Origin of the sequence: Planktothrix mougeotii LEGE 06226 (assembly GCF_015207485.1) — a bacterium.
In the GTDB taxonomy this organism is placed as follows: Bacteria; Cyanobacteriota; Cyanobacteriia; order Cyanobacteriales; family Microcoleaceae; genus Planktothrix.
Map to the genome: position 1 here is coordinate 194,991 of NZ_JADEWU010000002.1, position 10,941 is coordinate 205,931.

The following is a 10,941-nucleotide window of genomic DNA, read 5'->3' on the forward strand; positions in this document are numbered from 1 at the left end:
ATTTAGGCAAAAACAACTGTTCGATTTCCATAGACTAACACGCGATTTTGTAAGTGTAAACGAACGGCCCTCGCTAAAACCAATCGTTCTAAATCTTTACCTTTTCTAATTAAATCTTCTACGGTGTCTCGATGGCTGACCCGCACAACATCCTGTTCAATAATTGGCCCCTCGTCTAAATCTGCCGTGACATAATGGGCGGTTGCCCCAATAATTTTAACCCCCCGTTCATGGGCTCGTTGATAGGGATTTGCACCCGCAAAAGCCGGGAGAAAAGAATGGTGAATATTGATAATTTTAGAATAATTATCGACAATTTGAGGACTTAAAATCTGCATATATTTAGCAAGAACAACTAAATCAATTTTATATTTTTTTAAGAGTTCTAACTGTTGAGCTTCTTGTTCTAATTTATTTTCTGCTGTAATGGGTAAATGATAAAAATCAATCCCAAATTGATCAGCAAGGGGTTTTAATTTTAAATGATTACTGATCATTAAGGGAATTTCTGCTATTAGTTCTTGAGCTTGCCATCGCCAGAGTAAATCTAATAAACAATGATCTTGTTTTGTCACCCAAATGGATAACCGAGGAATGGTATCGGAAAAATGCAATTGCCAATGGGCATTTAAGGGTTTAGCAATGGCACTAAAAGCAGGTGCAATGACATCACGGGGTAAATTAAATCCGTCTAATTGCCATTCAATTCGAGTTAAAAAAATGTTAGCCGTAAAATCCGTATGTTGATCAGCATAAATAATATTTCCCCCATTAGAGTAAATGAAATTCGCAATTTTAGCAACTAACCCTTTTTGGTCAGGACAAGAGACTAATAAAGTGGCTGTGGGTACGTTCATTCTCAAGTCGGATTAAAATAGTATCAAAATTATATCAAAAACTTGTTGTTATTCTTCAGCCCATTCCTGATATTGTTATGGGTTAGCTACCCTTTTGAAAGGGAGCAAAAACAAAGGTTAAGGGCAGGATTTTAAGCGGGTTAATAATAATACAATGTCATCAATAGCTTTTCTGAGTTCTGACGTGGGTAAGTGAGTTTGATTAATCATAATACTAAAAACTAACGGTTGATAATCAGGGGGAGAAATATATCCGGCTAAGGATGAAACTCCGGTTAAAGTTCCCGTTTTTGCTTGGACAATTCCGACAGCCGAACTATCTTGAAATCGTCCTTTTAATGTGCCACTGATTCCTGCAACGGGGAGGGAATTTTGATATAATTCTGTAACGGGAGAACCTGTCATTAGTCTTAAAGTTTGAACTAAAGCCAAAGGAGTAACTAAATTATTCTGAGAGAGTCCTGAACCATCAACTAAGTGATAACCCTGGGGATTAACGCCTAATTGGGTTAACATTAATTGAATTTCTTTTAATCCTGATTCTACACTATCAGACCGAGAATTTTGTACCCCTAAAGTTCTTAAGAGAGATTCAGCAAAAACATTATTACTTTCTGAATTTAGGGTTTTAATTAATTCAGATAAAGGGGGAGATTCCACAAAGGCTAATTCTTCTGAAGGATAGGAAAAATTAGCCGCAATTGAGGTTTGCAAAACTTGAATTCCTGAATTGAGTAAAACCTGCTTAAATTCTTGAATAAAATTCTCCGTCGGTTCAACAAGGGCGGCATAAACGGGTTCAGGTTCTGCACCGACTCTTAATTGTCCTGAAACTCGAATAATGGGTTTAGTTAAATCTCGTCCAATATCTACAAATTCGGGTTCATTTTTGTTAACCGTTTTGGTTTGATTTTCTATTGTCCAACCTGTTGCTTGTTCTGGACGTACCCAAGTTACTTTTAATGGTTGTCCGACCCCTTGGGGAGACAGCATTAAATCTAAGGAATTTTGATTTAAGATTAAACTATTAATGGGTGCACCATAACCTGCTTGTACATCTTCCCATTGCCAAGTAGAATGTATGGGTGAACCTGTAAAATAACCATCGACCGCAATTAATTGATTAATTTGATTAATCCCTTTATTTTTTAACTGTTGTGCTAAATCTTTCAGTTGAGTTTCGGTTAAATTGGGATCACCTCTTCCGACTATATAAATATTCCCTTGATTATCCCCATAAACTGAGGTTCTAATTTTAAAATTTGCGCCTAATTTTTGGAAAGCCGCAGCCGTTGTTAACAGTTTAACCGTTGAAGCGGGAATAAAATAATATTGACTATCTCGATTATAAAGGGTTGTACTGGGGGTTAAGGTTTCGATTAAAATTCCCCAGCGAGATTGTTGAAATTGGGGACGATTTATAAGGGTATTAATGGCGGGTTCTAGTTCTGCTGGACAGATTTTTTCAGTTTGACTCAAACCGGGTTGAGATACTGTTAATAACGAGATTAAACCACCGAATAATATTTTTTTCATGATTATTTTTAAAATTTAGAATTTTCTAGGATAAATTGAGCCATTTTTAAACTTCCTCCTGGTTTTCCCATGCGTTCTTCCCCATTTCTTAAACAGGATTTTAAATAGTCGGAATTTTGTAAGGTTTGTATTACTGTTTCCGCAGCTTTATCTAAAATAATATCATCCGCAGGTTTCGTTCCAATTAATTGAATCGATAATCCTAATAATCTTAACTGCGCTTCAGCAAATCGATAGGTAAAGGCAGGGCCATTACCGGAAATTGTAATCACAGGTTTTCCCAGTCCCACCGCTTGCTCGTTAGCAGTTCCAGCCATTCCTAGAACTAAATCAGCCTCGTTTAAAATGTCGGCAAAACTATCACAATAACACATCACTTTTAACCCTGTTTTACTGATTAATGTTCTGCTTTGGTGTTGCCAACCTAATGATAGTGCTAGTTCATCTAATTCTACCATTAAACCGGGAACAGCAGCGACTCGAAATTGAATTTTTTGCAGACTCTTATTATCAATCAATTCAACTAATTTTAATAATAATTTCAAATTATTGAGAGCTTCAGGAAGTCGAGAACCCGGAAGAATAGCAACCCTAGTAAAGTTAGAATCTAGGTTTAAATTAACTTTTGTTGGGGTAAGATTATCCATCATGGGAGTTCCCACAAATTGAGCTTTTTTAATCCCTTGTTTTTGTAAATCCTTGGCGGTAAACTGATCCCGTGTAAAGACGGCTAAACAACGCTTATGATTCAGCAAATAAGGAAGAATTAACCCTAAATTGAGTTTTCCTTCATAATAACTAGAATAGGCAGACAGAAAAATAATATAAGGTTTTTGGGTGAAATAAGCGATCGCAGCCACAACAATATCCCCAGTCACCATTAAAATATCATACTCTTTAACTTCTTTCCTAATAATTTGTAATTGTTTACACAATAATCCGATTAAACCCGATGTAATATCTTTCAGAAAAACAAAAGGATTCATATATAAAAATCCCCCCGATGGTAAAGTTTGAGTAGGGGTGAGAATCGGAACCCCTAAGCGACGATAAACCTGACCTTCTCCAACAATAGGAACAGCCGCAATTTTTACGGTAGAATCTAAAGATAATAACTGTTTAATAATCTCTCCATTACAAGTATCCTCTCCGTGACCATTACTTAAGAATAAAATAGTTTTATTTTTCATGTTTTTGTGCTAAAATAATCTCAAAATAGTCATCGATTTAAGATATAATTAATTTTACGTTCAATTTTTGAGCCAATTCTATGTAAAATAAAAATTGACAATTTTATCCAACACAGTCCCAACCGTGAAATTTTTTGTCTATCATACTCCTGAACTAGCCCCTGCGAATGTTCTTCCCGACTGTGCAATTGTCGTGGATGTGTTACGTGCGACAACCACCATCGCCACCGCCTTAAATGCCGGAGCCGAGGCGGTACAAGTGTTCAGCGATATTGATGCCTTAATGCAAACGAGTGAAAAATGGCCCGCCGATAAACGAATTCGCGTCGGTGAACGGGGGGGTGCAATGGTAGACGGGTTTGATTTAGGCAATTCTCCCTTAAGTTGTACCCCAGAAGTGGTGAAAGGCAAACGATTATTTATGACCACGACCAATGGAACCCGCAGTTTAGAACGAGTTCAAGCCGCTGCTGTCGTGTTAACCGCCGCTTTTATTAATCGACGGGCCATTGTAGAATATCTGATCACAAAAAAACCAGAAACCGTTTGGGTCTTAGGTTCCGGTTGGGAAGGCAGCTATTCCCTCGAAGACACCGCCTGCGCGGGAGCAATTGCTCAGAATTTAGTCAATGAAATGGGTTATCCTTTAGATGATTTTGCGGGCAATGATGAAGTGTTTGGGGCAATTGCATTATATTCTCAATGGCAAAATAAACTGTTTGAATTGTTAAATCATGCCAGTCATGGTCAACGGTTATTACGTTTAGGGTGTTATGATGACTTGAAATATTGCGCTCAAACCGATATTTTAGATATATTACCCATGCAGAAAGAACCGGGAGTTTTAATGAAATCGGACATCAAAAAACAAAGCTTACAGTTTTGGATGGAAGAATCCAACGCCTAACTCAACTTTCGGAATTAATCATTACTGAATATCTCGTCGGTGAATCAACCTTCTAACCCCCATGCCAATGCTTTAACTCTCCCCTTTTTCTCTTGGATGGGGGCAAATTATCACCGACTTCCTGTTGAAATTCAAAACTTTTATTTAATGTTGTCAACCTATTTGCAAATTCTCAGTGATTCTCAAGTTCTCCCCACCTTAGATGATTTTGCAGAACGCATTAATCAGGAACATCAACAATGTTTAGACACTCCACAAACCTCCTTGATTCATGCGCGCAATGCTGGAGAATGGTTGCTGCACGTTCAAGCTCAATTATCCCCTGAACATTGGCAAGTTTGGTTTAACGAACATTTTAAGTTTTCCCCCCAAACCGCCGCCATGTATATGCAAATTGCTAAAAAAATGCCTGGGGTGAATCCTAGTGTTTTTTCCTCAACTATTGATTCTAATCCGAACCCCTCAAAAACTCTTGTTTTTCCGGTTAAGCCCATTTTACCAGATGATCAACCTCAAAATTCAACGGATGAGGTTAAAACTCTTTCCCCTAAATCCCCTCAAATTGCACCTCAAAACCTTATTCCCCAACCCCCTGTAGAGACGCGCCATGGCGCGTCTCTACCCGGGTTTGAGATGATTTTAACTGGGGAATCTTCCCCCCTCAAAAATTCTCCAATTCCCGAAAAGTCAGAAGTCTTAGAATCTCCGGTAACTCGAATTACTATTAATCCCCAAGAATCAATTATTGATGTTGAATTTACTCAAATTAAACCGCCAGAACCTGAGCCAATTGAACCTCCTGAACCTGTTAAAAAATCATCGGAAATTATTAAATTTATGATTCCTGGGGTTGTTGTTCCGAAAGCACGTCCTAGAGTAACCAGCAATGGAACTTATTTACCTCCCCGTTATCGCGCTTGGCGAAATCGTGCAGAAGTAGAAATTTATCGACAAATTTCAGAACAAAATATTACCCATAAAATTCCTTTGCGGAAAGCTGCTATTATGATTCGCTTATTAGGAAATCATCGCACAAATTCCGATATTGATAATTTAGCAGGTGCGTGTTTAGATGCGTTAACGTTAAATGGTGCTGGGGTTTTAATAGATGACCGTTTAAGTTGTTTACCGCAATTAAGCGTTGAATTTGATCCTGATTCTAAAAAAACAGGGGTTTATATTGAAATTGAACCTTTGTAAGCCTAGGATTTCCGAAGAATAAAAAAAGGGGAATATTCGGTAATATTCCCCCTAAAATAATTCATAAAACCGAGAATGTCTAGACTTACTACCCCGATAAATTACAGTAAACCATACACCCATTGAACCAGTTCTGGTGAGCGTAAAACCCCTTCATGGCGACCAACGGGTTGACCATTTTTAAATAACATTAAGGTAGGCAATGCCATAATATGATATTGAGACGCAAGTTCCGGGTATTTATCACTATCAATTTTAACAATTTGGATTTGTTGACTCATTTCTTGATTGACTTCTTCTAAAATAGGAGTCATCATTTGACAAGGGCCACACCACGTTGCGTAAAAATCCACTAACACCGGAACATTGGAATGGTCGAGTAATTCTTGAAAGCTATTAAAGGTTTGTTTTACAGCCATAGCTCATCACCAGACAGTTTTTCACCTTAATTATAGCGATTCTTCCCAAATCAGGTTTGTCTTAACGGGACAACTCAAATCTGAGATGATGAGTTTTGATGGAATAACAGTTGGAGAAACAATTGAATGGAACTTTTACCCGAAAATCTACAACACTTAAAAGGACAAGTGGCGATCATCACGGGGGGATCACGGGGTATTGGTCGCGCGACAGCCTTGGCATTAGCTACAGAAGGCGCTAAAGTGGTGATCAATTACGCGAGTTCTTCGACCGCCGCAGATGAAGGGGTTGCTGAAATTACAGAAGCGGGGGGAGAAGCGATCGCACTCCAAGCAGATGTGTCCAAAGTAGATCAAGTGGATACCTTATTTAACAAAGTCACCGAAACCTGGGGAAGAGTTGATATTTTAGTGAACAATGCCGGGATTACCCGTGATACTTTACTGTTAAGAATGAAGCCCGAAGACTGGCAAGCGGTGATTGATTTGAACTTAACTGGGGTATTTCTGTGCACTCGCCTTGCTAGTAAAATTATGCTCAAACAAAAGTCGGGACGAATTATTAATATTACTTCTGTTGCGGGACAAATGGGCAACCCCGGCCAAGCCAATTATAGTGCAGCCAAAGCGGGGGTGATTGGGTTTACAAAAACAGTAGCCAAAGAATTAGCGAGTCGGGGGGTAACGGTGAATGCGGTTGCGCCTGGATTTATTGCTACAGATATGACCAAAGAGTTGAAAAATACGGAAGAAATTCTCAAATTTATTCCCTTGGGTCGTTATGGTGAACCGCAAGAAGTGGCGGGAATGATTCGCTTTTTAGCCGCAGACCCAGCAGCAGCTTATATTACGGGTCAAGTGTTTAATGTTGATGGCGGAATGGTAATGGCTTAAATCAAATTGGGGCTAGAGTCCCCGTAGAGACGTTGCATGCAACGTCTCTACTTATTTACTCGGCTAGGGTTAGAATATCTACCCCTGTTTCTGTCACCGCAACGGTATGTTCAAATTGGGCCGAGAGTTTGTGATCACGGGTAATGGCTGTCCAACCATCATCTAAAACTTTAGCTTCCCAGGTTCCTTCATTAATCATCGGTTCAATAGTAAAAACCATCCCTGGACGCAGACGTTTTCCCTTTCCCCGTTCTCCATAATGGGGAATTTGAGGCGCCGTATGAAAGACTGTATTCACCCCATGACCGACAAAATCCCGCACCACCGAAAACCCGTGGGCTTCCGCATAGTCTTGAATCGCCGCCCCAATATCGCCAATGCGTCCATTGGGTTTAACCGCTTCAATACCCCGTCTTAAACATTCTTCCGTGACTTCGACTAATTTTTGAGCCACGGGAGAGGGTGTTCCAACAAAAAAGGTGCGAGAGACGTCACCATAATAACCCTCCAAAATCGGGGTAACATCTACATTGATGATATCTCCATCTTGAAGAATCTGTTTCGCGTTTGGGATACCATGACAGATGACTTCATTAACACTGGTACAGATTGATTTTGGGAATCCGTGATACCCTAGGGGAGCGCTGCGAGCACCATGTTCCTGTGTCCAGCGTTCCGCTTCATCGTTAAGTTCTAGGGTACTGACCCCCGGTTTAATCATCGGTTCCAGATGATTTAACAGTTGTGCCGCCAGACGTCCTGCTTGACGCATTTTTTCAATTTCTCGGCGGGATAAAAGAACAATTGTGTCACTTCCCATTTGTTTGTTAAAAATCTGAATGTATCTCGCAAGTTGTCAGCCTTTATATTAAAGTATCACAGATCAAAAAAAAGGTGGGCAATGCCCACCCTTGCGATTATGATTGAGATTCAGAGTTTAACAAAACTCCAAAATTCATCCTCACCCTCAGTTGATCGGGGTGGGGATGAATTTTGGAAAAATAAAAAGTGCGATGAGCATCTTGACAATCTGAAACTTCGTTTGTTAGCATTTTATCGTAAACGTGGTTCCTGGTAAGATGCTTAAAGCGGTCAAAGTCAGAATCTATCCCACAGTTCAACAACAAGAGTTATTAGCTCAAGCTTTTGGCTCGGTTCGTTGGCTGTGGAATCGTTTTTTAGACTTGACCAATCAAACATATAAGCAAACCGGGAAAGGATTATCACGTTACGACTTACAAAAACAATTACCCGCTCTCAAGAAAGAATATGAATGGTTGAAAAATACCTACAGCCAATGCTTGCAAGTTGTTTGCTTAAACCTTAGTCGAGGGTTCATTAACTTCTTTGAAAGACGTGCAGACTATCCTAGATTCAAATCTAAACACGGGAAACAATCTTTATCTTATCCTCAAAATGTAAGAATCAGTGGTAATAGTTTATGCTTTCCCAAAATTGGTGAAATATTTGCTAAAATTCACCGTCCTATAGAGGGAGCGATTAAAACTGTAACTATCACCAAAAACAAGTGTAATCAATATTATGCTTCTGTTTTATTTGAGGATGGAAAGGAGATTCCCAATCCTTCATCTGAAGGTAAGGCGATTGGTTTAGATATGGGATTAAACGATTTCTGTATCACTTCAGATGGTAGTAAATTTGCCAATCCTAGATGGTTGAAAAACCATGAGCGCAATGTTAAGATTAAACAGAAATCATTATCTCGCAAAAAGAAAGATTCAAATAATCGATCTAAAGCCAGACTTAAAGTAGCTAAAGTTCACAACAAAATGACTCGATGCCGTGAGGATTTTCACCATAAGCTATCACGCAGGTAGAGACGCGCCATGGCGCGTCTGTACGACGAAAACGTAGAGACGTGCCATGGCACGTCTCTACTTGTGTGTGAAAATCTAAATATCAAAGGGATGGTCAAAAACCACTGTTTAGCGCAAGCAATTGCTCAAGTTGGATGAGGTCAATTTCAGACGATGCTGTCCTACAAAGCAGAACAAGAAGGGAAAATCTATTTAGAAATTGATAGATTTTTCCCTTCCTCAAAAACTTGTAATCATTGCTTGAACGTGGTTGATAGTCTGCCTTTAGATGTTCGACAATGGACTTGTAATCATTGTCGAACAAATCATGACCGAGATATCAACGCTGCCAAAAATATTAGAGATGAAGGACTGCGTTTTTTGTCGTTAGGAAAAGCGCGAGTCAGCCTGTTGTCCAGATGTCAGACGCAATAGTGGAGGACGCAAGAAATCTACTGTTGTGCTTTCTGTTGGACAGGAAACTCCGACCGAGCGCGTAGCGAGTCGGAGTAGTTCACATTCACTTTAACAACGCGATGAATCACTTCCGGTGCTTTCGGTAACGTAACGGTTAGAATTCCGTCAGTGTATTCAGCTTGAACTTCTGTTTGCACAATGGCTTCATTAAGGGGAACTACTCGATGAAATTGGCCGACAGGAAATTCAGAATGAGTGATTTTGTGACCTTCAGAAACTTCGGTTTCAAGAGTTTTACCCGAAATCGCAACCCCACTTTTTGCGACTTCAATATCTAATTCATTTTTATCTAAATTGGGGATAATAGCGCGAACAATATACTGTTCTGAAGTTTCTTCCAGTTGTACCGCCGGAGTCCAGTCTGTAGCAACTTGAGTTTGGGTTAATTCATCTAAAACTTGATCAACTTGACGTTGAATGTTTTCAATTTCTGCAAAACCGGGAAAAGAAAAACGAGTTAACAGCATCATTAGTGTTCTCCTTTGAGATTGTTTAGGTTTTTGTTTAGGAATTGCTTTGCTTTACATCTCTAATAATGGATGATTTCTTCAAAACCTAAAATGGAAAAAACCGTACTCTTAAGTCGTACTTCCCTGACAGTGATCAGTTATCAGTGGGGAGTAGGGAACTGGGGATGGGGAAGCACTGACCCGTCAATTAACGTCCTAACTCTTTTGACCGTTGAGTTGCAGCTTTGACCGCTTCTATTAAAGCTGAACGAAATCCCGCTTTTTCCAGTTGGGAAACTCCGGCGATGGTAGTTCCCCCTGGACTGGTAACACGATCCTTGAGTTCGGCTGGATGTAAGTTAGATTGTGAGAGGAGTTGGGCTGTTCCCAATACCGTTGATAACGCTAATTTAGAGGCAATAGGGCGAGGAAGTCCAGCCGCGACACCTCCATCAGCTAAAGCTTCAATTAAAATCGCCACATAAGCAGGGCCAGAACCCGATAATCCGGTGACGGCATCCATTAAAGCCTCTGACACCTCTACCACGTCTCCAACGGCCTGAAAAATGCGTCTGGTGAGATCTAAATGGGGGGGGTGCACCAATTTTCCAGAGGCGATCGCACTTACACCCGCCCCGACGGTCGCTGGAGTATTGGGCATAATTCTAATCACCGGATGTTTGGGAAAAGCCGTTTCTAATTTATTAAGAGGAACTCCTGCTAAAATAGACAAAACAACCGTATCCACTCCTAAGGTCACACCCCCCGCTAATTCCGTTGCGATCGCTTCAAAAATTTGGGGTTTAATCGCTAATAAAAGAGCTTCCGTTGCCTGAGTTATTTCCTGATTATTAGCCGTTACAACAACACCATACTGTTGCGCCAAACTATTGCGACGCTCTTGTTGAGGGTCACTAATAATAATTTCAGAAGGTTGATAAATATGAGCAGAAATTAAGCGGGAGATGAGAGCTTCTCCCATCACCCCGCCACCAATTACACCTAATTTAAACATAAATTAAACTTGTAATATTAAATCCTGAAATTAATGCTACAGAACAGGGAATAGGGAACAGTTATCAGTTATCAGTTATCAGTTATCAGTGGTTAGATTTACTTAGAGCCTACGGTCTGAACTTGACCAGCCGCGTTTTTACACAAGTTAACCCTCTCCCCCTTGTCCCCTCATCCCCTC

General features: G+C 40.0%; 13 protein-coding genes. 6 read left to right on the plus strand and 7 right to left on the minus strand.

Annotated features, from left to right (window positions below; translation table 11 throughout):
• Positions 1 to 2 precede the first annotated feature (2 nt).
• From purU to IQ236_RS01920, 3 genes are all read right to left on the minus strand, one after another.
• Entirely contained in the window at positions 3 to 857 is an 855-nt protein-coding gene (gene purU / locus IQ236_RS01910; RefSeq protein ID WP_190519806.1) for a formyltetrahydrofolate deformylase, read from the minus strand.
• 117 nt (positions 858 to 974) lie between these two features.
• On the minus strand, positions 975 to 2,393 hold the full coding sequence (dacB, locus tag IQ236_RS01915; RefSeq protein ID WP_193867714.1) for a D-alanyl-D-alanine carboxypeptidase/D-alanyl-D-alanine endopeptidase: 1,419 nt from the start codon (positions 2,391 to 2,393) through the stop codon (positions 975 to 977).
• An 8-nt stretch (positions 2,394 to 2,401) separates the two neighbouring features.
• Positions 2,402 to 3,583 (minus strand): lipid-A-disaccharide synthase-related protein, encoded by a 1,182-nt coding sequence (locus tag IQ236_RS01920; RefSeq protein ID WP_193867715.1) that lies wholly within the window; start codon positions 3,581 to 3,583, stop codon positions 2,402 to 2,404.
• A 124-nt stretch (positions 3,584 to 3,707) separates the two neighbouring features.
• On the opposite strand from IQ236_RS01920, the gene IQ236_RS01925 reads away from it, so the two are divergent.
• Together IQ236_RS01925 and IQ236_RS28130 are read left to right on the plus strand one after the other, a co-directional pair.
• A complete protein-coding gene (locus IQ236_RS01925) occupies positions 3,708 to 4,490 on the plus strand; it encodes a 2-phosphosulfolactate phosphatase family protein (RefSeq protein ID WP_190519801.1) in 783 nt (260 codons plus the stop codon).
• 39 nt (positions 4,491 to 4,529) lie between these two features.
• Positions 4,530 to 5,690: a RusA family crossover junction endodeoxyribonuclease gene (locus IQ236_RS28130; RefSeq protein ID WP_322744064.1), complete on the plus strand. Its 1,161-nt coding sequence runs from the start codon at positions 4,530 to 4,532 to the stop codon at positions 5,688 to 5,690.
• A 101-nt stretch (positions 5,691 to 5,791) separates the two neighbouring features.
• On the opposite strand, the gene trxA is transcribed toward IQ236_RS28130, so the two are convergent.
• Positions 5,792 to 6,109 carry a thioredoxin gene (trxA, locus tag IQ236_RS01935; protein WP_193867716.1) on the minus strand — a complete coding sequence of 106 codons (318 nt, stop codon included), beginning with the start codon at positions 6,107 to 6,109 and terminating at the stop codon, positions 5,792 to 5,794.
• 126 nt (positions 6,110 to 6,235) lie between these two features.
• On the opposite strand from trxA, the gene fabG reads away from it, so the two are divergent.
• On the plus strand, positions 6,236 to 7,003 hold the full coding sequence (gene fabG / locus IQ236_RS01940; protein WP_193867717.1) for a 3-oxoacyl-[acyl-carrier-protein] reductase: 768 nt from the start codon (positions 6,236 to 6,238) through the stop codon (positions 7,001 to 7,003).
• Between the two features lie 55 nt (positions 7,004 to 7,058).
• Here fabG and map read toward each other — a convergent pair whose 3' ends face one another.
• Positions 7,059 to 7,823, minus strand: coding sequence for a type I methionyl aminopeptidase (map, locus tag IQ236_RS01945; RefSeq protein ID WP_193867718.1), 765 nt, complete (start codon positions 7,821 to 7,823; stop codon positions 7,059 to 7,061).
• 244 nt (positions 7,824 to 8,067) lie between these two features.
• Here map and IQ236_RS28275 point away from each other — a divergent pair, with 244 nt between their 5' ends.
• Genes IQ236_RS28275 through IQ236_RS28285 form a run of 3 tightly spaced genes read left to right on the plus strand, consistent with a single transcriptional unit; the run spans position 8,068 to position 9,255 of the window.
• Positions 8,068 to 8,841, plus strand: coding sequence for an RNA-guided endonuclease InsQ/TnpB family protein (locus IQ236_RS28275; RefSeq protein ID WP_407676129.1), 774 nt, complete (start codon positions 8,068 to 8,070; stop codon positions 8,839 to 8,841).
• Between the two features lie 9 nt (positions 8,842 to 8,850).
• On the plus strand, positions 8,851 to 8,979 hold the full coding sequence (locus IQ236_RS28280; protein ID WP_407676130.1) for a hypothetical protein: 129 nt from the start codon (positions 8,851 to 8,853) through the stop codon (positions 8,977 to 8,979).
• A gap of 15 nt (positions 8,980 to 8,994) precedes the next feature.
• Complete coding sequence (locus tag IQ236_RS28285; RefSeq protein WP_407676131.1) at positions 8,995 to 9,255, plus strand: zinc ribbon domain-containing protein; 261 nt, start codon at positions 8,995 to 8,997, stop codon at positions 9,253 to 9,255.
• Between the two features lie 17 nt (positions 9,256 to 9,272).
• Here the strand turns inward: IQ236_RS28285 and IQ236_RS01955 are convergent, their stop codons facing one another.
• Positions 9,273 to 9,767, minus strand: a complete 495-nt coding sequence (locus IQ236_RS01955) for an Hsp20/alpha crystallin family protein (protein WP_193867719.1) — start codon at positions 9,765 to 9,767, stop codon at positions 9,273 to 9,275.
• Positions 9,768 to 9,954: 187 nt separating this feature from the next.
• Positions 9,955 to 10,761 carry a pyrroline-5-carboxylate reductase gene (gene proC, locus IQ236_RS01960; RefSeq protein ID WP_190519789.1) on the minus strand — a complete coding sequence of 269 codons (807 nt, stop codon included), beginning with the start codon at positions 10,759 to 10,761 and terminating at the stop codon, positions 9,955 to 9,957.
• Positions 10,762 to 10,941 lie beyond the last annotated feature (180 nt).

What these genes read in the sequence shown, in the direction of transcription:
- map (WP_193867718.1), bottom strand. Translation starts at nt 7,823, where the DNA reads ATGGGAAGTGACACAATTGTTCTTTTATCCCGCCGAGAAATTGAAAAA.
- IQ236_RS28280 (WP_407676130.1), top strand. Translation starts at nt 8,851, where the DNA reads ATGGCGCGTCTGTACGACGAAAACGTAGAGACGTGCCATGGCACGTCT.
- trxA (WP_193867716.1), bottom strand. Translation starts at nt 6,109, where the DNA reads ATGGCTGTAAAACAAACCTTTAATAGCTTTCAAGAATTACTCGACCAT.
- dacB (WP_193867714.1), bottom strand. Translation starts at nt 2,393, where the DNA reads ATGAAAAAAATATTATTCGGTGGTTTAATCTCGTTATTAACAGTATCT.
- IQ236_RS01920 (WP_193867715.1), bottom strand. Translation starts at nt 3,583, where the DNA reads ATGAAAAATAAAACTATTTTATTCTTAAGTAATGGTCACGGAGAGGAT.
- proC (WP_190519789.1), bottom strand. Translation starts at nt 10,761, where the DNA reads ATGTTTAAATTAGGTGTAATTGGTGGCGGGGTGATGGGAGAAGCTCTC.
- fabG (WP_193867717.1), top strand. Translation starts at nt 6,236, where the DNA reads ATGGAACTTTTACCCGAAAATCTACAACACTTAAAAGGACAAGTGGCG.
- IQ236_RS28285 (WP_407676131.1), top strand. Translation starts at nt 8,995, where the DNA reads ATGCTGTCCTACAAAGCAGAACAAGAAGGGAAAATCTATTTAGAAATT.
- IQ236_RS01955 (WP_193867719.1), bottom strand. Translation starts at nt 9,767, where the DNA reads ATGATGCTGTTAACTCGTTTTTCTTTTCCCGGTTTTGCAGAAATTGAA.
- purU (WP_190519806.1), bottom strand. Translation starts at nt 857, where the DNA reads ATGAACGTACCCACAGCCACTTTATTAGTCTCTTGTCCTGACCAAAAA.